The following is a 24697-nucleotide window of genomic DNA, read 5'->3' as shown; positions in this document are numbered from 1 at the left end:
GAGCGGGTGTGTTCAACGCTTATTTTGTCAACTGAACAGTGAAACCATTCAGCATATTTTCAAACTGTGCTTTATACTGCTTAAAAAGGTTTGCTGAAGTATAGCAAAGAATTTGTGAAGTACCTGATTCGTTACTGAAATAATATCCCATATAAGTGAAACGCATACCTTGTAACGAACCTGTAAACTGGAGTTGCAAAACTCTTTGTCCGTTAACCATTCTGAAATCTTCATCGAGAACCTCTACTGATTCAAGGCCTTTCATTTCCAGGCTTTTCAGAACAATATTTTTAAAGTTGTCAATGGGGATTTCAATTTTTTCTACAACAGTCATGCAGTAAGCGTCTTCGTTTTTGAGCTTGAACAAATATTCATTTACATCTGAAACTTTCATATCAGATAATGCCCATTTTGTAGCATCATACCAAATTGCATGATCTGTTCTTTTGGAAGCCAGTAGTGTTTTTGAGGCAGCGGGTCTTGAAAATTTTTTCATGGAGCTGTCGGGCATTTTTACCCCTTCAACATCCTGTATATATTTCCATGTTCCGTTTTCATACAAAAGAACTTTTTTACCATCTTTTGTTACAGCAGTTTCCTGCGATATGCAGGAGAGGCTCACATTAAAAAGTAAAATAATAAGGATTGTGTATTTCATATAATTTATTTACCGGGAGTAATTCGGGCTTTCTTTTGTAATAATCACATCATGCGCATGGCTTTCTTTCATACCCGCATTCGTGATTTTAATAAACGTTGCACCTTGTAAGTCTTTAATATTTTTTGCGCCGCAATAACCCATACCGGCACGTAAGCCGCCAGTGTACTGATGTACGATTTCAGCAACATTGCCTTTAAACGGAACCCTTCCTTCAATTCCTTCCGGTACTAATTTTTTAATACCATCTTCTACATCCTGGAAATAACGGTCGCCACTTCCCTGTTGCATAGCACCAATGGACCCCATACCACGGTATTGTTTGAATTTTCTTCCTTCAAAGATGATGGTTTCACCCGGGCTCTCTTCTGTTCCAGCAAATACACTTCCCATCATCACCGAGTTGGCACCGGCGGCCAATGCTTTTACCATATCACCGGTATAACGGATACCACCATCAGCAATAACAGGAATTCCTTTTTGTTTTAAAGCATTACTGGCTTCCATAATGGCAGTGAGTTGCGGCACACCCGTACCTGCAACTATACGTGTGGTACAAATACTGCCGGGACCGATTCCTATTTTTACCGCATCAGCACCTGCATCAGCTAATGCTTTGGCACCTGCTGCTGTACCAACATTTCCTGCTATTACCTGCAGACCTTTAAAATTCTTTTTCAAACCTTTTAAGGCTTCCATTACACCTTTGCTGTGGCCATGTGCACTATCCAAACCAACAATGTCCACACCTACCTGCTGTAAGGCATAAGCACGGTCAAATAAATCAGCTGTAATACCAAGAGCAGCGCCTACCAGTAAACGGCCATAAGAATCTTTCACCGCATTAGGATGACTTTGCAGTTGCAGTATATCTCGGTACGTAATCAGGCCGATAAGTGTTCCGTCCTTTTTTACAACCGGTAATTTTTCAATCTTATGCTGACTTAAAATTGTTTTTGCTTTTTTAAGATCTGTTCCTTCAGGAGCTGTAATGAGATTGGCCGAAGTCATTACTTCGCTCACTTTGCGTTTGCCATTTGTTTCAAAACGAAGATCACGGTTGGTAAGAATGCCAACTAGTTTTTTATTGGCATCAACAATGGGAATACCACCGATTTTATTTTCTTTCATCAACTGCAATGCATCGCCAATGGTTGCGTTCTGCAATAAGGTGATGGGATCTATAATCAAACCGCTCTCACTTCGTTTTACTTTACGCACCTGTGCAGCCTGTTCTTCAATGCTCATGTTTTTGTGCAGCATGCCCAGCCCGCCTTCACGTGCCAGGGCAATGGCCAAACCTGCTTCTGTAACCGTATCCATGGCTGCAGAAAGCATGGGGATGTTTAAGGAAATAGATTTGGTTAACTGTGTGCTGATATTGGTTTCCCTGGGGAGTACCTGGCTGAAAGCCGGCATCAGGAGCACATCATCAAAGGTTAAACCTTCACCGAAAAATTTGTTGTTGAGTTTGGTAGCGGGAGATTTTCTTGTTGCCATGTGCAAAGATAGGGTAGCGGCAGTATTGCTTCCAAATTGGAATTGGGAGTGTATTTATGAAAGTGTGTACATCTTGCCGGGTAAACTCATTACCACGCCATTTAATTCCATTGTTAACAGGGCGGCTGCTGCAGCGCTACTGCTGAGCTTTGAGTTGATATTGATATCATCAATGTGCATCGCCCCGTTTTTGGAGAGCAGGTCATACAATAGTCTTTCATCATCAGTAAGTTCTACAAAGAGTTTTTTCTGCTTCACGTCTTTTTTTGAAGCAGCATCCTGCCAGCCCATTTGTTCTATAATGTCTTTTCCGTTTCTGATGAGCATGGCTTTATTACTTTGAATTAAATAATTGCAACCTTCACTTTTGCTATCTGTTGTTTTACCGGGTATGGCAAATACATCACGGTTATAACTGTTAGCCAGATGTGCTGTTATCATACTGCCACCTTTCACACCGGTTTCAATTACAATTGTTGCATCACACATACCGGCTACAATGCGGTTACGGGTGGGGAAATTGTGTTTATCAGGTTTGGTATCTTTTCTGAACTCGGTAAGTAAACCGCCTCCTGCTGCAATCATTTCTTTTGCAAGCGAAGTGTGAGATGAAGGATAAATTTTATCCAGCCCGTGTGCTAATACACCCACTGTTGGCAACTGTTCCTTCACTGCTTTTTTGTGAGCGATGGCATCTATACCATAGGCGAGACCACTTACAATCAAAGGTTGTAACGAAACAAGTTCTTCCAAAATCTGTTCGGTTATTTGTTTTCCGTAATCCGTATTACTTCTTGTACCGATGACAGAAATAATTTTTGCATGATTCAAATCGGCAGTACCACGATAAAATAAAACGGTGGGCGGATCATAACAATTCAGCAAACGTTGCGGATACGATGCGTCTTTTAAAAAGAGTGGTGTAATTTTATATTTTTCAACAAACTTTATTTCTTCTTCCTGCTCTTTAAAAGCAGTAAAGGCTTTAATATTTTTGGCCCTTACTTCGCCAATACCTTCAATTTTTTCGAGTAATGTTTTTTTTGCTTTAAAAATAGCTTCTGCTGTTTCAAATTCATCACAAAGTAAACGGGCTTGCACGCATCCTATTTGTGGTACCTGTGTTAAGGCAAGCTGGTATAAGAGGTCGGTGTTCAATATGGAATTGATAAGGCAATGAAAATACATTATTTGCCTAAAACTTTCAACTCTGTTCTCCTGTTTTGAGCCCGTCCGTTTTCTGTTTTATTATCTGCTATAGGTTGATTGGCCCCCATTCCTTTAAAGCTGAGTCTTGTGGCAGCAATGCCTTTGCTAAGCAGGTAATTGATTACTGCCTTTGCCCGGTTATTGCTTAAGAGCAGATTGTCGGCAGGTTTGCCCACATTATCAGTATGTCCGCTGATTTCAATTTTAAGCGTAGGATTCTCTTTCATCAGTTGCACTACTTTATCCAGCTCAATGAGTGATTCAGATTTCAGTTCGGTTTTTTTTGTATCAAAGAAAATGTTCTTGAGAACGATGCTGGCATTTACTTCAATGGGCGTTAAAGGAATATTGATATTGTACGCACTGTCATTTTCTTTTTGCAGCAGCATAAAGTTTTCGCTGAAAAACAAATAGCCTTTCCGGTTTACATTGAAAGCATAGTTTTTTCCTACGGGTAGTGTAATCAAATAATTTCCTTCTTCATCTGTTTGTACATTGCTGATGGTTTGTGCAGTACTTAAATCAATCAGTTCTACATTGCTGGGCAATCCCTGTTTTGTTTTTTTATCAAACACCGTTCCTTTAACCCATAATGTTTTAAAGGGACGGGCATGAGTGGGTAATTCAAATGTAAAAATATCCAGTCCGCCACGACTATCCCATCCATCGCTGGAGAAGTAAACTGTTTTTGCATCACTGGCAATGATCAATCCACCTTCTTCATCAATGGTGTTTACGGGATAACCAAGATTTTGTGGTTTACTCCAACTGCCATCTGCCTGTTTGCGTACCATAAACACATCATTACCTCCATAACCGGGATGTCCTTTACTCGTAAAATAAAGTGTTTGATTATCGGCATGTATAAAAGGACTTCCTTCGTCAGCATTTGTATTGATGCCGGCTCCCATATTACGGGCCTGGCCCCATCTGCCATTAGGTTGCAGGGAGCTTACATAAATATCACTTCCGCCAAAACCACTTGGATCACTTGCCACAAAGTAGAGTGTTTTTTTATCGGGTGATAAACAGGGTTGCGTTTCCCAATATTCTGAATTAATATTTCTGCCAAGGTTGATCTTCGGACCCCAGCCGGTTTTGTTGAGAAACGACATATAAATATCAAAATTGCCTTCGCCTTCATTACCGTAGTTGGCCGCAAATACAATTTGTTTTCCGTCCTGTGAAATATTTGGAGCTCCTTCGTTTACATCCGTATTTAATTCGCCGGGAACAGGAACAGCGTTGCTCCAAACGTTATTCCTTTTTTGACTGATAAAAAAATCTTCATTCCGGTTATTTACTCTCCGTGTAAATAAAAGTTCATTACCATCCACTGTAACTGATGGCAGGTACTCAGAGAATTTTGTATTGATACTGTCGCCAAGATTCTTTGGTTGAAATACATAAGCACCTGTTTGAAACTGTTGCTGGTATTCTAATGCAAAATTGTAACAGCTTAACCGGTATTGTGCTGCTTTTATCACCCGTTCATTTAAATTCTGTTTGGTGAGAAATGCAGTGACTGCATTTTTAGCTGCTGCAAAAGAACCTTTGCCAGCCAGTGCAATAGAGTAGGAGAGCAGAAAATTGGAGGCATATACAGAATCCAGCAGGAATGCCTGCTGATAACTTTCAATCGAAGGATTGTATTTTTTCAACTCAGATAAAATACCAGCCTTGCTAAGCCATGCATCTACAAAACGGTTGTCATCTGCAATACATCCATCCAGTAAACGAAGTGCTTCATCATAATTACGCTCTTTCGCCAGGTTAAGGGCACTGCCGTATTTATAGCCCAGCTTTTTATCTACTTTATCAGGATTGTACCACTGTGCACTTACAGTAAATGAAAGAAGAAGAAGGCTGAAGCAAAAAAGATTTTTCAATGAGTTGAATTTCATTCTTCTAAAGTAACGAAAAATGAAACGGGAAATTGCTAAGGCACGTTAATGTATTTGTGTAACTGCAGGCTCAGTTCCCATTGCGGATGTTCTTTAATGTAGTTGATGATGAGAGGTGTTACCTGTGCTGCTTTATCCCACTCCGGCTGAAGGTATAATTTACAATGGGGTGCCACCTGTGCTGCATATTGTTCTGCCCATTCAAAATCTGATTTATGAAAGATCACCACTTTTAATTCATGAGCCTGCGGTACAAGTTCCGGTAACGGTGCTTTAAATTTTTTGGGTGAAAGACAAATCCAATCCCATTCACCACTTAACGGATGTGAACCACTGGTTTCAATATTGGTTTTGTAACCTTGATTGTGCAATGCTTTGGTAAGCGCATCTAAATTGTGCATCAAAGGTTCGCCGCCGGTAATAACAACGATGGGTTTGGCAGTATTGTTTTGGTTTATCCTGTTGCCGGTTTCATCAGCAATATCGCTGTTCATCTTTGCGATGATTTCATCCACACTATAGTTAGGATGTTTAGTGGCATCCCAGCTATCTTTTACATCACACCAAACACAACCCACATCACAACCCCCTAAACGAATGAAATAAGCAGCATGGCCTTGATAAAATCCCTCACCTTGCAGCGTGTAGAAGGACTCCATAACGGGTAGTTGTTGTATGGTTGTTACAGCGTTCACTCAGGAATGTTTTTTTAAATAGGCATTGTAAGTGTTCATCAATAATCCTGCAATCGTCATAGGGCCAACACCACCAGGAACCGGTGTGATATAACTGCAACGGGGAGCTACTTCATCAAACTTCACATCGCCTTTTAAACTAAAGCCTGATTTTTTGGAAGCATCCGCTACTCTTGTAATTCCCACATCAATAACAACAGCGCCTTCTTTCACCATATCAGCCGAAACAAATTCGGCCCGGCCTAATGCTGCTACAATAATATCTGCCTGCAAACACAATTCTTTTAGATTCTTTGTGGCACTATGACAAATAGTAACGGTACAATTACCTGGATAAGAATTTCGACTGAGCAAGATACTCATGGGTGTTCCCACAATATGACTGCGGCCAATAACCACTGCATGCTTTCCTTTTGTTTCAATATTGTAATGCTGCAGCAGCAATAAAATTCCGTAAGGCGTTGCCGGAATAAAAGTAGGAGCACCGCTCACCATATTACCCACACTCACCGGGTGAAAGCCATCCACATCTTTTGATGGATGTATAGCCTGTATCACCTTGCTTTCAGAAATATGTTTGGGCAACGGCAACTGTACCAGGATGCCATTTACTTCTTCATTTTTATTAAGCGCTTCAATTTCCTGTAACAGTTCATCTTCAGTAACTGTAGCGGGCAATCGTTTGAGCGTACTTTCAAAACCTATTTCAGCACATGTTTTAACTTTAGAAGCTACATAGGTTTCACTTGCTCCATCATTGCCCACCAAAATGGCTGCCAGGTGTGGGCGGGGTTTACCGGCGTTGGTGAGTTGTGTGGTTTTTTGAGTGAGGTCTTCTTTAATGGCCTGTGCGGCTTTCTTTCCGTCGAGTAATTGCATGCCGCAAAAATAAAGCATCAATCCTGCTTTTGAGTTGATTACAAAATTTTAATTGAGCGGCGTCAGGTAAATACTTAAGTTTACCTCTCAAAACAAAACTGCTTGAAACGTTTCCTGATCCCGGCATTATTGATCTGTACGGCTTCTTTATGTGCACAAACAGTACGTCAGCCTTTATCTGCTTTATATCCTGCCATCGGGGCTTACAGTAAAAACAGGGCCGATGCTTTTTCGATGATGATCAATCCGGCTTCTCTTGGAGCTATGAAAAGTTCCGGCGCAGGTGTGTATGGCGAACGTCGTTTTTTACTGAATGCTTTCAACCAATATACTGCTGTTGGAGCATTTAAAACTGCATCCGGCAGTTTTGGAGTGCAGGCTGATTATTTCGGCAATAAAAATTACAATGAAACACAACTGGGATTGGGATATGGCCGTTCACTTGGTTCCAAAGTGGATGTAGGTGTTAAGTTTAATTATTACAATTTGCAGATACCCGCTTATGGAAAAGCTGCTGCATTTCATTTTGAAGCCGGCGTGCTCATGCATTTGAGTGAAAAACTCCATGCAGGATTGAGTGTGTTTAATCCTGTGGGCGGTGAGTTGAATAAAGAAACCAAAGAAAAGATCGCCGCTGTTTACCGGGGTGGTTTCGGTTATGAAATTTCTTCTAAGTTTTTTATTACTGCCGAAATAGTGAAGGAAGAAAATAAAAACCTGGCGGTAAATGCTGCTTTTCAATATGCCATAGCTGAGCAACTTCTGGTTCGTGCCGGAATCAATACATTGAGCGAACAACCTTTTGCAGGTGTTGGTTTAAAACTGGGTCAGTTGAGACTTGATTTTGCTACCAGTTATCATCCGCAGTTGGGTATTTCACCTGCTGTACTTCTTTTATTTCAATTTTCTAAACCGGAGGAAAACGAGTGAGGTGCTTTTGCTTCATATTGTTTTTTTGTGTCTGTTTTTTTTCTGCTGTTGCACAAGAAACGCAGGTAACAGAACAGCAAGTTGAAAACATAACGGAAGCAGATGAAAGCGAAACAGAAGATGATTCTTATATCCAGTCATTGCAGCAATATCTGCGCAACAAATTAAACCTGAATGCAGCTACAGAAGTGGAGTTAAAAGAGTTTCCTTTTTTATCTCCCCTGCAGATAGTATCATTTATGAACTACCGTCGTCTGTTTGGTAAACTCATCAGTATTTACGAGTTACAGGCGGTGCCCGGCTGGGATGTGGAAACCATTCAGAAAATGCTTCCGTTTATTACTGTTGGGGCTGCTTTGTCAACAAAGGAAGACTTAAGAGTCCGGTTGAAAGAAGGGGAACATAGTATTCTATCAAGAGCCACTTATGTATTTGAAAAATCAAGGGGCTTCCGTTTGAAAGGAGATACCACTGCATCCAGTTTTTATCCGGGCAGCAGAGAGCGTCTGTTGGTTCGCTATAAATATCAATACAAAAATCTTTTACAGTATGGTATAACCGGTGAAAAAGATCCCGGGGAGCAATGGTTTAAAGGTGCACAAAAAAACGGGTTTGATTTTTACTCCGCTCATTTGTTTGTAAGAAACCTGGGTATTGTAAAGGCATTAGCTATTGGTGATTTTACAGTTAATATGGGGCAGGGATTGATGCAATGGCAATCACTTGCTTTTCGTAAAAGTGTAGATGTTACCAATATTAAACGGCAGGCAACATTGCTGCGTCCTTATAATTCAACCAACGAATACTTTTTTAACAGGGGCGCCGGTATTACGCTGGAGAAAAAAAGTTTTCAGTTCACCGCCTTTGCATCGTTCAGAAAAGTGAGCGGAAATATTGTAGCCGATACCAGTACCAATGCCGAAGATTATTTTTCATCCTTGCTTACTTCCGGTTTGCACAGAACCCGTAATGAACAAAGTGATAAGAACCAGGTGCAGATGAATTCATTTGGCGGTAATATCAGCTATAATAAAAACAACCTCCATGTTGGCATCAATGGTGTACATTTTCAGTTTAACCGCCCTTTTAACAGGGATGATGTTCCTTACAATCGCTTTGCTTTCAGAGGTACAAAGCTCACTAATTACAGCTTAGACTGGAGTTATACCTGGCGCAACCTGCATTGGTTTGGTGAGACGGCGCTACATCAGTCAAAATACCTTGCATTTACCAATGGATTACTCATGAGCGCTGATCCCAAAGTTGATATTTCGCTGGTGTACCGGAATATTCAACCGCAGTATCAAACAATCTTTGGCAATGCATTTACTGAAGGTTCCTTGCCCACCAATGAAAAAGGTCTCTTTGGCGGAGTTTCATTAAAACCCAGTTCTAAATGGCGGCTGGATGCTTATATGGATCTCTACCGTTTTCCTTTTCTCCGTTTCAGGATTGATGCACCGGCTTCTGGCAAGGAGTTCCTTGTTCAGTTAACACATAAGCCTAACAAGCAACTGGAAATTTATACACGTTACCGGCAGGAAAGCAGGCCACTCAACTTTAACCCCGATAACGAGGCGATAGAGCCGGTAGTTAATGCCGTTCCCCGTAAAAACTGGCGCATACAGGCACAGTACAAAGTGAGTTCGGTTATTACCCTGAGACAAAGGCTTGATGCGATGTGGTATGATAAAAAAGGCCCCTTGCAGAGCAATGGATTCCTCGCCTTCTTTGATGTTTTTTATAAACCGATGCTGAAGCCCTTTTCCGGCAACCTGCGTCTGCAGTATTTTGAAACCGATAATTTTGACAGCCGTATATACGCCTATGAAAACGATGTGCTTTATGGATTTTCTATCCCCGCCTTTTTTGATAAGGGGTTCCGCTATTACACCAATGTAAATTATGATGTTTCAAAACAACTCTCCATCTGGCTCAGGCTGGCCCGCACTACTTACCTCAACCGCCAAACGGTAGGCTCCGGACTGGACGAAATTGCCGGGAATAGCCGTACTGAATGCCGTGTGCAATTACTGTGGAAATTTTAAGAGGTATCAATCTTTAAACAGGTGCAGCAAATGTTAAAATTCTTCTGTCATAGCTTGAAAATAGGCTTGAAACTGGTTTTTTAACATTTTTTTGTCATTAATCCAGAAAAGCTATATTTGAGAAGTTAAAAACTAAATCTATCAACATGAGAAAAAAGTTATCCCTCCTGGTTGGGGTGCTTGTGCTTTTCACTCAATTAGCACTGGCCCAAACTGTGGATGTGTCCGGTAAGGTTACGGACGACAAAGGCAATCCGTTGCCGAATGCTTCAGTTTTGGAAAGAGGCACTTCAAACGGAACTACCACTAATTCAAGTGGTGAATTCAAGCTTTCTGTTAAACGCAATGCCACAATCGAAATTTCGAGTGTGGGCTTTAACAAACAGGTTATGTCAGTTGGAAGTGGCGGCACTTTCAACATTCAAATGGTAAATGCCAGCGAATCACTTGCTGAAGTGGTTGTAACAGCATCTGGTATCAGACGTGAGAAAAAAGCATTAGGTTATGCTGTTGCTACGGTTGATAAGAAGCAGTTAGAACTCCGTCCTGAAGGTGACCCTATGAGGTTATTACAGGGTAAGGCTCCCGGTGTAAACATTTTGAACAGTAGTGGTATTTCCGGTTCGGGTACCAATATCACCATCCGTGGTGTTTCTTCTTTAACAGGTGGTTCTCAACCTCTGTTTGTAGTGGATGGTGTGCCTTTTGATGGTTCTACTAACCAACAGGGAAGTTTCTTATACGGAAACCAAACCGGTAGCCGTTTCTTTGATCTTGATCCAAATAATATTGAGAGCATCAACGTATTGAAAGGATTAAGCGCCACTACACTTTATGGTTCTCTGGGCCGTAATGGTGTGGTTTTGATTACTACCAAAAATGGTTCAGTATCACGCAGAGAAAGAAAGAAAACAGAAATTACTGTAAACCAGTCTGTGTTTATGAACCAGGTAGCAAACCTGCCTGAGTACACTACCAAATACGGTAATGGTTTCAATAATGCAGTTGGAAACTTCTTCAGTAACTGGTCAGCAATAGCTTTTACTGATCCTCCAATGCGTTTACCACATCCTTACGATCGCCCTGCTTTAAGAGGAGCATTCCCTGAATTAGTAGGGGCCAAATATGACTATAAATTTTATCCTTCCGTTAAAGACTTTTTCCGCACCGGTGTTATCAGTAATACCAGTGTGAATATAGCTGGCGGTGGTCCCGGAGCAGCTTTTAATGCCAACTACAGTAACCTGAATGATCAGGGCTTTACACCAGGTAACACTGTGTCACGTAATTCATTTGGTGTTGGGGGTAATGTAAAACTTACTAACAAGTTTACGTTGAATGCCTCTGCCAACTTTGTAACATCAGATTTTAAAACACCTCCTACTGCAAGTAGTACAGGAAGCGGATCTGATAATGGTGTCTCTGTCTTCGGTGATTTAATTTACACCCCAACGTCAGTAGACTTGATGAACTGGCCTTATCAAAACCCTGCTGATGGATCTTCTGTTTATTACAGGGCAGGTAATGATATCACAAACCCACGTTGGACTGTAGCTAACTCACGTGTACAACAAATTACTAACCGTGCTTATGGTAATGTTCAATTACGTTTCGATGCATTGAAAAATCTGAACTTTACATATAAGATCGGTTTTGATAACTATTCAGAGCAGCACATTCATAAGCACAATAAAGGAGGGGTTGAGTTGCCTCTTGGTTTCTACAGAACTGTTTCTGCAAGCAGGGCAATATGGGATCATTCCTTAATCGGAAACTACAGCACTAAGTTTGGTGAAGATTTTACATTGAACGTAGATGGTGGTTTGAACGCTTATATCAATAATTACAAGCAGTTCGGACAATATAGTTCTCAGCAATTAGTGTTTGATCTTTTCGATCATTCCAACTTCATACAGCAAGCTAAGACAGGTGAAAGCGGAGCTGACCTGGATTTCCGTGAAGAACAAATGCTGTTAGGTGCTTTTGCTTTCGCTTCAGTTGGGTATAAAGATTATTTGTATTTAAATGTGGGTGCCCGTAACGACTGGTCATCTAAGTTTGAATCTGACAACCGCCAAAAACTTTACCCCAATGTAACTGCTTCATTTATTCCAACAGCAGCTATTGAAGCATTACAAAACAGTAAAGTACTGAACTATTTGAAAATCCGTGCGGGTTATTCAACAAGTGCTTCTTTCGGTAGTGCATATCAAACAAGGGCAGTTCTGGGTATCCAGGCAAATCGTTTCCTTACTCAAGGCGGTACAACGGTTAACTCAAATACATTAGCTGGTCGTCGTCCTAATCCGGATTTGTTGCCAGAACTTTCAAAAGAGGTAGAAGTGGGTGTTGAAAGTAAGATGTTCAATAACCGTTTGAATATCGATCTTACTTTATATCGTCGTCGTAATCCTAACCAGATTCTTGATAAAGATCTGGATCCTTCATCAGGCTTCACAGTTCAAAGTATTAATGCTGCAACTGTTGAAAATAAAGGTATCGAGCTTGGGTTAGGTTATACTATTATCCGTCGTAAAAACCTGGTGTGGGATGTAAATACCAACTTTACACTCAACAGGAACCGTGCTTATGATTTCCCTGCTGAAATCCAGCAAATAGGCCTGGCCGGTTACAGTGATCTCGGAATTTTTGCATTTCCTAATAAGCCACTTGGTTTGATTTATGGTTCTAAAGTTCAAAGAGATCCCAGTAAAGGAAATCAACCTGTTGTTGATGGAAACGGAAACTATATAGTTGATCCTACACTTGGAGTTATTGGTGATGTAAACCCTGATTTCCAAATTAGTGGTATTACCAACCTTTCTTACAAAGGATTCAGCTTCCGTATGCAATGGGATTATTCCCGTGGCGGCGATATGTTTGCTATGACTCCGTTGATTCTTTTATCACGTGGTGTAACTAAGGATACTGAAATTGACCGTCAGCAGATGTATGTTATTCCCGGTGTTAACCAGCAAGGACAGCCTAACAATGTACAGATCACAGTTTCTGACGTGTTTTTTAATAACAGGTTAGTTAGTGCAGATGAGTTTGGTGTTTGGGATGCAACTGTTATCCGTCTGCGTGAAATGTCATTGTCTTATGCCTTGCCTGAGTCTGTGTTAAATAAAACACCGTTTGGAGGTATTTCTTTAACCATCTCCGGTCAGAACCTCTGGTATAATGCACCTGCGTTTCCTAAGTATACCAATTTTGATCCTGAGACCTCTACACTGGGTGTAAGCAGTTATGCTCGTGGATTTGAATTAATGACTGCTCCTTCTTCCAGAAGAATTGGTGCAAGTATCAGAATCACCTTCTAAATTTTATGAACATGAAACAATATAAATATCTTTTGATTGTAACTGCACTGGTTCTTTCAGTTACATCCTGTAAAAAGAAGTTAGATGAGTTGTTGGTGAATCCAAACACTCCTACTTTGGATAAAGCGGATGTGGATCTTTACCTGAATGGTATCCAGTTAAGCTTTGCTGATTTTTTTAATACCATGTCAGACAGAGGTTCTGAAGTAACCCGCTTGAATAATATGGGTGGAGCCAATTACTTAAATGCTTACCGTCCTGAAACCTTTAATGGCGTTTGGAGCACTGCTTACCGCAGCATCCTTACGCAGGCCAATGCCATGGAGCCCATTGCTGCAGCCCAAAATAAATGGCATCATTTAGGGATTGCACAGGTACTGAAGGCTTATACAGGCATGACCCTGGTGGATCATTTTGGTGATGTTCCCTGGACAGAAGCAGCTAATCCTACCAACTCAGTAATCAATCCAAAAATTGATCGTGGTGCAGATATTTATACTGCCTGTATCAAATTGCTGGATGATGCTATCGCTAATTTCAATAAAACAGCAGGTGCACCGGTAGCTAATGATCTATATTACAGTGCAGGTGGTCAAACTACAGCTGCTGCCATCACAAGATGGAAGACATTAGCCAATACATTAAAGTTGAAAGCTTATATCACAACCAGGCTTACAGATGCTCAGGCTGCTTCTAAAATCAATGCAGTAATTGCTACCGGCGATATCATTGATACTGAAGCAGAGGATTTTGTGTTCCGTTTTGGTACCAATCTGGAAAACCCCGCTTCCCGCCATCCTAAATACACAGCTTGTTATCGTGCTGCTGGTGGTGTGGGCATTTATATCTCAAACTACCTTGCTTGGGAAATGTTAGTAGAAAAAGGAATCGTTGATCCACGTACCCGATATTATTTCCGTCGTCAGATCAATTTCAGAAATAATCAACTAAACTCAAGCGGCGCTCAGATTGTTTCAGGCGCAACGTTAGCTTGCCAAGGACAATTACCTCCGGGTCATTATCCTTCTAATATGGCTTATTGTATGGTAGGAGATGGTTTTTTTGGACGTGATCATAACGATCCTTCAGGTATTCCGCCAGATGGTCAGTTCCGTACTGCATGGGGTGTTTATCCTGCGGCAGGTGATTTTGATGCCCTCCGTGATAATAATGGTACAGCTGCGAGCGTGGTTACAAGTGCTGTAACACAAACTTCAAATGTTGGTGGACGTGGAGCTGGAATTCATCCAATCTGGTTGTCTTCTTTCACCCATTTTATCCTGGCAGAAGCAAATTTGGTGTTAAGTACAACAGGTACTGCACGTTCCCTGTTTGAAACAGCTATGCGCCAGCACATTACAAAAGTGGTTAACTTCCCTGCAACTGTAGCAGTTACACCTGATCCTGCATATGCAGCTACTACATCACAGATTAATGATTATGTGAATACTGTATTAAGTAATTATGACGCAGCAAGTGCAACAGGAAAACTCAACATTGTAATGAAAGAGTTTCATATTGCCAGCTTTGGTAACGGCGTTGAATTTCTGAATGCTTACAGAAGAACAGGTATGCCAACGAATATGCAACCTTCTTTGAGTCCGAATCCCGGTCCGTTTATCAGAAGTTTCTGGTATCCTGCAGACCATGTAACTTTAAACCTGAATGCTAAACAAAAGACTGATAATACCGCAAGAGTATTCTGGGATAACGGTTCAGCAACATTGTTCTAAAAATAAAAAATCATTAAAATGAAAAAAAATCTTATAGTAACAATCCTGTTGTTTGCAGTGGTTACCGGCTTCTATAGCTGTACAACCAAAACTGTAAACGACTTTAATGACTTTGTTGCGGGATTAGGAACCGGAGCCTATATGAAAGGGAAGGCATTCTTCGATCCCAATACAAACCAATGGACTGATCAAAGTAATTTAGGGAATACTTTAGACGCAGCAAATTTATCAACAGCACGCATAGGTGTAAAAGTTAGACAATGGGGCGACCCTATTTCTTTCATTAACATCTATTGTGTTCGTAATACGGATGGTAACCAGGCCAACTGGAAGTTTATTAAAAAAATAAATATTGTTGACACAAACTATTTCGATATTTATGTAACAGCACAGGAAATTGCTACAGCTTTAAATCTGCAATTAAATGCAAATACCGGCAATTTTGCACCGGGCAGTATCTTCACCTGTTATGTTGAAGTAGTAACAACAGATGGTAAAAAGTTTACAGCTAATAATTCCAACTTTACAGCGAGTGGTGCAAACTTTTTTTACCCCGTTTTTTCTTTCAGAGGAAGTGTTGTTTGTCCCTACAATCCTGCAGTAATGGCGGGTAATTATTTAGTAGTACAGGATGACTGGGCGGACTGGAGCCCCGGAGATGTGTTGAATAATATTGTTTCCGCTACTACATCAACCAGTTTATCATTGTTAAACGTTTTCCCTAATCCTGCGTTTGGAGGAAACAGTCCTAAACCAATTCTTGTTAATGTAACTGTTGCCAGTGGTGTCGCTACGGTAACAAATCAGGAATATGGTAATTATGGTACAACACCGGTTGCTGTTACCACTCAGGGTTCAGGAAACTTCGTATACTCCTGTACAGGAACAATTACCTTATTACTTCGTCATCATGTGCCGGGTAATACAGGATTGTCTTACGGTAACTACCAGCTTACATTACGTAAACAATAAGGTATCCCGCTTTTTTGAAAAAGACCGCCTTTCAATGGCGGTCTTTTTTATTTGTATTTAAACCGTAACGCTTAATTTTACCGCTCTAATTCATACTATGCCTTCATTAGAAAACCGTCAGTTTATTGAAATCGAAAAGCCCATCAAGGATTTGGTGGACGAACTGAAAGAAATAAAGCAAAGTGCAGAGAAGCATGCAAAGGTGGATTATGCCCCCACCATTGAACAGTTGGAGCAAAGCATTGCCGCAAAAAGAAAGGAAATAACCCAGCATCTTACCAGTTGGCAGAAAGTACAATTGAGCCGTCATCCGGATCGCCCTTATACCTTGAAGTTCATTGAAAAAATGTGCAGCAATTTTGTAGAGATTCATGGTGACCGTGGTGTAAAAGATGATAAAGCCATGGTGGGTGGTTTTGCACAACTGGAAGGAGAAACAGTGATGCTCATCGGTCAGCAAAAAGGAATCAATACCAAAATGCGCCAGCTACGGAATTTTGGTATGGCCAATCCTGAAGGTTACCGTAAAGCGCTCCGCCTTATGAAGCTGGCAGAAAAATTCAACAAACCCATCATTACCTTGATTGATACACCGGGCGCTTTTCCCGGCCTGGAAGCAGAAGAAAGGGGGCAGGGCGAGGCCATTGCAAGGAACATTTATGAAATGATCCGTTTGCGGGTTCCTGTTATCTGTGTTATCATTGGTGAAGGAGCAAGCGGTGGTGCTCTTGGTATTGGCGTTGGAGATAAAGTACTCATGCTGGAGAATACCTGGTACACAGTTATTTCACCCGAAAGCTGCAGCTCTATTTTATGGCGCAGTTGGGAGAAAAAAGAAGTAGCCGCCGAGCAATTAAAACTTACACCGGAATACATGAAGGAGTTTGGATTGGTTGATGGCATTGTACCCGAGCCTGCAGGTGGTGCTCATTGGGATTATGATGAAGCGGGACATTTGCTCAAGCAAGCTTTACTTCCTCTTTTAAAAGAATTAAAGCAGCAGGATGCTGATCAACGTATTCAAAACCGTATTGCCAAATACTCCAAAATGGGCTTTTGGGATGAACTGTAATTTTGTTTTTTAAAGATTTTATTGGAGCATGTCGTTACAAACAATTTTAAGAGGAACAGGTGTGGCGTTAGTAACTCCATTTACAAAGGAGGGCGCCATTGATTTTAATGCACTTGAAAAAGTGATCCGTAATGTTATTGATAATGGGTGTGAGTATGTAGTAACCCTTGGTACTACAGGCGAAACACCGGTATTGTCAAAAGAAGAGAAAAAAGAACTCATTGAGTTTACTTATAAGATTGCTGACTCCAAAGTTCCCGTTGTTGTAGGGATTGGCGGCAATGATACACAGGCGTTGATTAAAGACCTGGAACAATTTCCGCTTGACAAAGCAGCGGCTGTGTTAAGCGCTGCGCCTTATTACAGCAAACCTTCACAGGAAGGGATTTTTCAGCATTATAAAACATTGGCAGCGGTTTCTCCCAAACCACTTATTCTTTATAATGTGCCCGGCAGAACGGGCCGTAATGTCAATGCTTCAACTACATTACGCCTGGCGCATGAAGTGCAGAATATTGCAGGCATTAAAGAAGCAAGTGGCGATATGAGTTTGTGTATGCAGCTTTTGAAAGATAAACCTGCTGATTTCATGGTGGTGAGCGGTGATGATAACCTGGCCATGGCACAAATCGCCTGTGGAATGACCGGTGTGATTAGCGTGGCGGCTAATTGCTTGCCCCGTCAGTTCAGTGAAATGGTGCGTCTTTCTTTAAAGCATGATTTTACAGCGGCAAAGCGACTTAATGATACAATGCTTGAAGCCTATAATCTGCTGTTTTGTGAAAACAATCCTGCCGGTGTAAAAGGATTCCTCACTGCTATGGGACTTATCCAAAATCATTTACGGCTTCCTTTAGTGCCTCTTTCAGACGAGGTAATGAAAAAGGTGCAGCAATATGTAGCTGCTTTATAACAAAGCACAATCAATTAATGAAACAGATTCTATTTCTGTTATTAGCTGGTTTCAATTTTATTCACTGTGCTGCACAGGGCACAATTCGTATTGAAATTGTTTCAAAGCCTGGCTTGCACACAACAGATACACTTTATATTGCCGGCTCGTTTAATAACTGGCAACCTTCTCTTGCTGCATATCGTTTCAGTAAAAATGAAAAAGGGATCGATTATCTTGAACTCAAAGATGTGCCTCAGGGCTTTTATGAATACAAAATAACAAGAGGCAGTTGGAGCAAAACAGAAAGTACATCCGGCGGACAATCCATATCAAACAGATCCATTCGTTTCAGCAGGGATACTGTTCTGCAACTTACCATTGAAGGATGGATGGATGATTTCCCGGGCAGACCACCGGTTTCAACCAAATCAAAACAGGTATTTATTGCAGATACTGCTTTTTATATGCCTCAATTGCAGCGGCATCGCCGCATCTGGATTTATCTGCCAGAAGATTATTTTACTTCTAAAAAACACTTTCCTGTTTTATACATGCAGGATGGTCAAAATCTTTTTGATGCCCTTACGGCTCCTTATGGTGAATGGGGTGCAGATGAGATGATGGATACCATCAAATCATCACAGCAATGTATTATCGTCGGTATTGATCATGGCGATCGTTACCGTTTAACAGAATACAATCCCTTTGATTCCCGTTTTGGAAAAGGTGAGGGGAATAAGTATGTTGAGTTTATTGTTACAACACTCAAACCATTTATTGACAGTGTTTATCGTACAAAGCCGGGAAGAGAAAGCACTATGATTGCAGGCAGTTCTATGGGCGGATTGATTTCGTTTTACGCCGCCTTAAAATTTCCTGAAGTTTTTGGTGGTGCCGGTGTTTTTTCACCTTCCTTCTGGATTGCACCAATGATGGCTGATGAATTAAAAAAGCAAAACAGTTCTGCAAAGCCTGCTTTTTATTTTGTATGTGGCGACCAGGAATCTAACACAATGGTAACTGAAATGAAAGCCATTTACGATGTTGCCAAACAAAGCGGGTACAAAAATTTATTTTTTAAATCAGTGCCGGGCGGCAGACATAATGAACGTTTCTGGCAGCAGGAGTTTTATGAATGTTATCAATGGCTTCGTCGTCAAATAAGATAAGTAACACCTTCCTTCGCTAATTCCGTATTCGCAAATACATCTGTTGCTTCTGCTTCAAATTCTGATAAGTCTTCAAATTTCGCTGAGAAATGACCAATCAGTAATTTTTCAACGCCGGCTTTTGAGGCAATAGTTGCCGCCTGTTTGGTGGTGGAGTGAAAACGCTCTTTTGCTTTCTGTTCCAATGCATGCGGATAAGTTGCTTCATGATACAGCAAACTCACCTGCTTAAAAAGCGGAATGAGGCGTTCATCAAAAATGGTGTCTGCCGAAAACGCATAGGATTTGCCAGGCTTATTGGCAACCGTTACCTGGCTGTTGCTGATAATTTCACCCGTTTCATTAACGTAATCCTCCCCATGTTGGAGGTTCTGGAAAAATGTAACAGGTATATTAAAATCTCTGGCTTTATCCACCAGTATTCTGCGTTCCGGTTTTTTCTCACGAACAATAAATCCCCTGCACTCAATTCTGTGTTCGGTTGAAAAACATTCCACGGTATAGTGTTTGGTTTCTAAAACCACCCCGTCTTTTGTAAGGGGATGAAACGTAAATTCAAAAGGAAGCTGTGTGTGGGCCAACTCCAGTTGTTTAAAAAGTAACTCCTCCAGAGCTGCCGGGCCGTACACATGCAGGGGTTGAATACGGTTAAGCAAAGCAAAGCTGCTGATGAGGCCAATCAGTCCAAAATAGTGGTCGCCGTGCAGGTGCGAAATAAAGATGTGGTTGATGCGGTTGCGCCGCACTTTCATATTCAGTATCTGAATTTGAGTACCCTCGCCGCAATCAAATAACAATAGTTCGTCAGTTGTGGTAACGATTTGAGCTGTGGGGTGTCTTCCGTATGCAGGAATCGCCGAATTGTTGCCTAAAATTGTAACTGCCAGCATTAGTTTTATTATCCATGTGAAAATATAAAATAAAACTATACTTTTGTTCCTCTCAGTCAACTCCGTTAATTGAGAACCACAGATAACTCCTCATCCTTCGGAAACTCCCGTCTCATTATCCTTTTTGTTACAGACCGATTATCAACTGATGTCAGGCAAGTATTTTATTGTCTGCATTAATTAAATCTTTCATCAACACTCTATCCATCTTCCTAGTGAAATGAATTTTTCACCTCTAAATCTTTTTTTTAATGAAAAAAATTTACTCATTAGGAGCCTTACTGGCTTTGCTAAGTCAGTTAGCCTATGCACAACCCTCAAAGCCACCTGCACCGCCCGCAGGTTGTAATTCCACAAGTTGCACCACTACCACCGGTGCATTTCCATGGGATCAGTGTTTGCCGGGTAACAATTCATTTGTTTCAGATTTTCGTAACCGCCAGTTATTCAGCGGCACCAATAATGCCGTAGGTTCTGTGTATCGTTACAAGAATGTAGGCAATGTAAGTGGCACACAAATTAATGCTACTGTAACAGTGGATGCCATTTTCCAGGCAGTTTTAAACAATATAGATGACGATGCTTCATCTGACCCTACTGTAAACATTGAATTTTTCGCTCCACGCATCGGCACTGATGTTGCGTCTTTAACCACTACAGATCGCAGGGGCTATGTTCAATTCACCATCCGGTTTTTTGTGGAGGCAGCTCCTGTAAATGCCACGTTTAGAGATAATGATTTTCAAACACCTGTTTCATTAAGTAATCTCAACTTCATTCACTATGATGTGGATGGAAACCAGGCAAACACAAGTGGTACTGCTTGGTTCAGAGAAACGGCTGTAATTCGAAGCACCAATCCCGGCGATATTTCTGTTATTACCGCCGGTATTACAGAACTCCGCAGTTATATCTATTCTGATGCCGGCAGCAGTTGGAACGGTGTAGCAGGTTCTGTTTGCGAAAGAGATAATGTTTCCCGTTGTTCACAGGTGGCAGAGTATTACAGGTTTAACGGTGCAGCCAACCAATTAACTGTTCGCCTTGGTTATGATTATCAGGGAGCCGCCGGCGCAAGTGGCACTACAGGTCCACGCCAGTTTGGTACCCGCTTCAATTGCGTAAACCTGCCAAACCAGGGACCACTTCCTTTGCAATTAACCGGCTTTAACGGAACGTATAAAGACGGCATCACTTCTTTAAACTGGTTTACAGAACAAGAAGAGCGTTTCAGTCATTTTGAACTGGAGCGTAGCGCTGATGCAAAAACATTTGGCATTATCGGACATGTTATGTCAAAAGGTGCATCCGGCAAAGCAGCCAGTTACCAGTTTACAGATGATGTAAAAGATGTAGCAGGTGCTGTTTTATACTATCGTTTAAGAATGGTGGATGCTGATGGAAAATTTGTGTACAGCAATGTAGTGGCTGTTCGCCGTACAATCAAAGGAGGTAAATTAAATCTTTCACCTAACCCAGCAGCAACTAATGCAGTAATACGTTACAGCAGTGATGTGAACGGAGTAGCTGATGTGGCCGTATCTGATCTTAGCGGACGCATTGTTTTCAGAAAACAGGTGCAGATTCTCAGAGGAGTAAACAGTGTGTCACTGGCTGAAGTTGCAAAACTTAATGAAGGAGTGTACCAGGTACAATTTCATTTTAATGGCGAAATGATTGCAGATCGTTTAGTCATTCAACGATAATACAATAGTGTTGTCCTTTTTTTGAAAAGCCGTAGTCCTCCTGCATAAGGAGGACTTTTTTATTCATCACCCAACAGCTCTCTTTCAATTTCTTCCATCTGAACAATATCCCAGGCTTCGCTTTCAGTAGGAGTAGCATTAAGCAGCTCCAGTTGCTCCTGATCATCCAGCCATTGTTCAACGGCCGGCTGCATCTCACAAATGACAAACGAAACGCCCTGTTCATAAAAATTTTGCTGTGTTTGTACCAGCAAATCGGCAGTTTCTGTGGAAAGTTCTGCCACATTTTTCAGATTAAGAATTACATTCTTTACCTGCTTTTCCAGATGGCTAAGCAACAAACGGCTTAATTCATCTGTCATATTAACAGAAAGAACGGATTCCTGAGGGGTAATTACATGAAATTTTTCCTTGGTATCAATTTTGACATTCATATTTCTTTATTAACAGAAAGTGTGTAACTTATAGAAAAGTTCTCTCAAAAATATTCGTTATAATTGTAAAAACCGAATATCCACTATGGATCATAATTTTTCAGCACAAGTAAAAGAAATTATTTCCTTCAGCCGTGAAGAAGCATTGCGGTTGGGAAATGATTTTATCGGAACAGAACACCTTGTTCTTGGCATGATACGGGAAGGCGAGAATACAGCCATCAAAATACTCAAACAATTGAGCGTTGATCTTTATGAGCTTCGTAAAGAGATTGAATTGGCCGTAAAAGATAAAACCGGGAAAAACATTGCCAACATCAACAGTTTGCCACTTACACGCCAGGCAGAAAAAGTAATCCGTGTAACTGTTTTGGAAGCAAAAGCTTTAAAGAGTCCGCAGGTAGAAACAGAGCACCTCATGTTGTCTATTCTTAAAAACAAAGAAAATATTGCTACACAAATTCTCAACCAGTTTGAAATTGATTACGATATTTTCAGAAATGAATTAGGTATGGTAAAATCAAACGAACCAAGAGCTGAGTATGATGATCCGGGCGAAGAGGATTTTGATGATGAAAAAAAATATTCTCAATCCAAATCAAAACAACCGGCCGGGGCAAAAAGTAAAACGCCGGTACTTGATAATTTCGGAAGAGACATTACAAAGCTTGCCGAAAGTGGCACACTGGATCCGATTGTAGGACGGGAAGAAGAGATTGAACGTGTATCACAGATTTTGAGTCGTCGTAAAAAGAATAACCCCATTCTCATAGGAGAGCCAGGTGTTGGTAAAACAGCAATTGTAGAAGGCCTCGCACTTCGTATTGTACAGCGCAAAGTTTCAAGAGTGCTGTATGATAAACGTGTTGTGTCATTAGATCTTGCAGCGTTAGTTGCCGGAACGAAATACCGTGGCCAGTTTGAAGAGCGTATGAAGGCCATCATGAACGAGTTGGAAAAGAACAGGGATGTAATTCTTTTTATTGATGAAATACATACCATTGTTGGTGCGGGTGGTGCCAGTGGATCATTGGATGCTTCCAATATTTTCAAACCGGCGCTGGCAAGAGGTGAACTCCAATGCATTGGTGCTTCTACACTGGATGAATACAGAATGTATATTGAGAAGGATGGAGCCCTTGACCGTCGTTTTCAAAAAGTAATGGTAGATCCTCCAAGTGTGGATGAAACTGTACAGATTCTCAATAACATCAAATCAAAATACGAAGAGTACCACAATGTATCTTATGCTGATGATGCCATTGATGCTTGTGTAAAACTGAGTGATCGTTATATAACCGATCGTTTATTGCCTGATAAAGCGATTGATGTTATGGATGAAGTAGGTGCCCGTGTGCATCTCAAAAACATCAATGTGCCAAAAGAAATCCTGGATCTTGAAAAGAAGATAGAAGATATCAAGCTGGAGAAAAACAAGGTTGTAAAAAGCCAGCGTTTTGAAGAGGCAGCTGCATTGAGAGATACAGAGAAACGATTGGGCGAAGAACTGGAAAAAGCAAAAGCAAAATGGGAAGAGGAAAGCAAGCACATGCGCTACCCCATTGATGAAGAAGCAATTGCTGAAGTGGTAAGTATGATGACGGGTATTCCTGTAAAGCGGATGGTGCAGGCTGAAACAGAAAAGTTACGCCGTATGTCAGAAGATTTGCAGGGTGCAGTAATAGGACAGGATGAAGCCATCAGCAAAGTGGTGAAAGCCATCCAGCGTAACAGGGTAGGTTTGAAAGATCCTAAAAAACCAATTGGTACGTTTATCTTCCTTGGCCCAACAGGTGTTGGTAAAACAGAGTTGGCCCGAGCCCTTGCCCGTTATATGTTTGACAGTGATGACGCACTCATACGTATTGATATGAGTGAATACATGGAGAAGTTTACTGTAAGCCGTTTGATTGGTGCACCTCCCGGTTATGTGGGTTATGAAGAAGGCGGACAGTTAACAGAGCGTGTTCGTCGTAAACCTTATTCAGTTGTTTTGTTGGATGAAATTGAAAAAGCACATCCTGATATTTATAACATCTTGCTCCAGGTGTTAGATGATGGGCAGTTAACAGATGGTTTGGGCAGAAAAGTAGATTTCAAAAATACCCTCATCATTATGACGTCGAACATTGGTGTTCGTCAGTTGAAAGATTTTGGTGAAGGTGTAGGTTTTGCAACTGCCACCCGTGTACAGAACCAGGAAGAAAACAGCAAAGCAGTTATTGAAAAAGCATTGAAGAAAACATTCTCTCCTGAATTTCTGAACAGGATTGATGATGTGATGATTTTCAATTCACTTAGCAAAGACAATATTTTCCAGATCATTGATATTTTAATGAAGGGTGTGTTGTTACGCTTAAAGAATCTTGGTTTCAGCCTGGAGCTGACTCCGGAAGCAAAAGATTTTATTGCTGAGAAAGGTTATGATGTTCAGTTTGGTGCACGTCCGCTGCACAGGGCGATTCAGAAGTACCTGGAAGATCCATTAGCAGAAGAAATTTTGAAAATGAATATCAAAGAAGGCGATGTGCTGATTGCTGATCTGGATAAAGAAAACCAGGTAATTAAATTCTCCTTCAAAGAAAAATCGAAGAAGTCGCATAAGTCAGAAGCCTGATAAATAAACTTGTATGAAAACCCTCCTTACAGCGGAGGGTTTTTTATTTTTGCCTGCTCCAAT

The 24697-nt window shown here is 41.0% G+C and carries 18 protein-coding genes; 10 read left to right on the top strand and 8 right to left on the bottom strand.

Features of this window, described 5'->3' with window-relative positions; translation table 11 throughout:
* Positions 1–19: 19 nt before the first annotated feature.
* The 6 genes from PDL71_RS15130 to PDL71_RS15105 all read right to left on the bottom strand — a co-directional run bounded on the left by PDL71_RS15130 (position 20) and on the right by PDL71_RS15105 (position 6845).
* Positions 20–658: a hypothetical protein gene (locus PDL71_RS15130; RefSeq protein WP_407522545.1), complete on the bottom strand. Its 639-nt coding sequence runs from the start codon at positions 656–658 to the stop codon at positions 20–22.
* A 9-nt stretch (positions 659–667) separates the two neighbouring features.
* Positions 668–2158 carry an IMP dehydrogenase gene (guaB, locus tag PDL71_RS15125; protein WP_407522543.1) on the bottom strand — a complete coding sequence of 497 codons (1491 nt, stop codon included), beginning with the start codon at positions 2156–2158 and terminating at the stop codon, positions 668–670.
* Between the two features lie 54 nt (positions 2159–2212).
* On the bottom strand, positions 2213–3259 hold the full coding sequence (gene dprA, locus PDL71_RS15120; RefSeq protein WP_407522541.1) for a DNA-processing protein DprA: 1047 nt from the start codon (positions 3257–3259) through the stop codon (positions 2213–2215).
* Positions 3260–3345: 86 nt separating this feature from the next.
* Positions 3346–5256, bottom strand: coding sequence for an OmpA family protein (locus PDL71_RS15115; protein WP_407522539.1), 1911 nt, complete (start codon positions 5254–5256; stop codon positions 3346–3348).
* A 50-nt stretch (positions 5257–5306) separates the two neighbouring features.
* The gene (locus tag PDL71_RS15110) at positions 5307–5930 is read right to left on the bottom strand and encodes a 7-carboxy-7-deazaguanine synthase QueE (RefSeq protein WP_407522538.1); all 624 of its coding nucleotides are present in this window, start codon (positions 5928–5930) and stop codon (positions 5307–5309) included.
* A gap of 36 nt (positions 5931–5966) precedes the next feature.
* The gene (locus tag PDL71_RS15105) at positions 5967–6845 is read right to left on the bottom strand and encodes a bifunctional 5,10-methylenetetrahydrofolate dehydrogenase/5,10-methenyltetrahydrofolate cyclohydrolase (protein WP_407522536.1); all 879 of its coding nucleotides are present in this window, start codon (positions 6843–6845) and stop codon (positions 5967–5969) included.
* Positions 6846–6947: 102 nt separating this feature from the next.
* Between PDL71_RS15105 and PDL71_RS15100 the strand changes: the two genes are divergently transcribed.
* From PDL71_RS15100 to PDL71_RS15065, 8 genes are all read left to right on the top strand, one after another.
* Positions 6948–7775 carry a hypothetical protein gene (locus PDL71_RS15100; protein ID WP_407522534.1) on the top strand — a complete coding sequence of 276 codons (828 nt, stop codon included), beginning with the start codon at positions 6948–6950 and terminating at the stop codon, positions 7773–7775.
* A 140-nt stretch (positions 7776–7915) separates the two neighbouring features.
* The gene (locus tag PDL71_RS15095) at positions 7916–9823 is read left to right on the top strand and encodes a ComEA family DNA-binding protein (RefSeq protein WP_407522532.1); all 1908 of its coding nucleotides are present in this window, start codon (positions 7916–7918) and stop codon (positions 9821–9823) included.
* A gap of 146 nt (positions 9824–9969) precedes the next feature.
* The gene (locus PDL71_RS15090; protein WP_407522530.1) at positions 9970–13146 is read left to right on the top strand and encodes a SusC/RagA family TonB-linked outer membrane protein; all 3177 of its coding nucleotides are present in this window, start codon (positions 9970–9972) and stop codon (positions 13144–13146) included.
* 11 nt (positions 13147–13157) lie between these two features.
* The gene (locus PDL71_RS15085) at positions 13158–14879 is read left to right on the top strand and encodes a SusD/RagB family nutrient-binding outer membrane lipoprotein (RefSeq protein ID WP_407522528.1); all 1722 of its coding nucleotides are present in this window, start codon (positions 13158–13160) and stop codon (positions 14877–14879) included.
* 18 nt (positions 14880–14897) lie between these two features.
* Positions 14898–15851 (top strand): hypothetical protein, encoded by a 954-nt coding sequence (locus PDL71_RS15080; RefSeq protein WP_407522526.1) that lies wholly within the window; start codon positions 14898–14900, stop codon positions 15849–15851.
* 97 nt (positions 15852–15948) lie between these two features.
* Positions 15949–16923 carry an acetyl-CoA carboxylase carboxyltransferase subunit alpha gene (locus PDL71_RS15075; protein ID WP_407522524.1) on the top strand — a complete coding sequence of 325 codons (975 nt, stop codon included), beginning with the start codon at positions 15949–15951 and terminating at the stop codon, positions 16921–16923.
* 28 nt (positions 16924–16951) lie between these two features.
* A complete protein-coding gene (dapA, locus tag PDL71_RS15070; RefSeq protein WP_407522522.1) occupies positions 16952–17836 on the top strand; it encodes a 4-hydroxy-tetrahydrodipicolinate synthase in 885 nt (294 codons plus the stop codon).
* A gap of 17 nt (positions 17837–17853) precedes the next feature.
* Positions 17854–18987 carry an alpha/beta hydrolase gene (locus PDL71_RS15065; protein WP_407522520.1) on the top strand — a complete coding sequence of 378 codons (1134 nt, stop codon included), beginning with the start codon at positions 17854–17856 and terminating at the stop codon, positions 18985–18987.
* On the opposite strand, the gene PDL71_RS15060 is transcribed toward PDL71_RS15065, so the two are convergent.
* Positions 18975–19877 (bottom strand): ribonuclease Z, encoded by a 903-nt coding sequence (locus PDL71_RS15060; RefSeq protein WP_407522518.1) that lies wholly within the window; start codon positions 19875–19877, stop codon positions 18975–18977. The genes PDL71_RS15065 and PDL71_RS15060 overlap by 13 nt on opposite strands.
* Positions 19878–20128: 251 nt before the next feature.
* Here PDL71_RS15060 and PDL71_RS15055 point away from each other — a divergent pair, with 251 nt between their 5' ends.
* On the top strand, positions 20129–21583 hold the full coding sequence (locus PDL71_RS15055; RefSeq protein WP_407522516.1) for a T9SS type A sorting domain-containing protein: 1455 nt from the start codon (positions 20129–20131) through the stop codon (positions 21581–21583).
* Between the two features lie 59 nt (positions 21584–21642).
* Here the strand turns inward: PDL71_RS15055 and PDL71_RS15050 are convergent, their stop codons facing one another.
* Positions 21643–22017 (bottom strand): STAS domain-containing protein, encoded by a 375-nt coding sequence (locus PDL71_RS15050; protein WP_407522514.1) that lies wholly within the window; start codon positions 22015–22017, stop codon positions 21643–21645.
* 85 nt (positions 22018–22102) lie between these two features.
* Between PDL71_RS15050 and PDL71_RS15045 the strand changes: the two genes are divergently transcribed.
* Positions 22103–24634, top strand: coding sequence for an ATP-dependent Clp protease ATP-binding subunit (locus tag PDL71_RS15045; RefSeq protein WP_407522512.1), 2532 nt, complete (start codon positions 22103–22105; stop codon positions 24632–24634).
* Positions 24635–24697 lie beyond the last annotated feature (63 nt).

This window comes from Lacibacter sp. MH-610, from assembly GCF_045780045.1.
In the GTDB taxonomy this organism is placed as follows: Bacteria; Bacteroidota; Bacteroidia; order Chitinophagales; family Chitinophagaceae; genus Lacibacter.
This window is presented reverse-complemented; position numbering and strand designations above follow the sequence as displayed.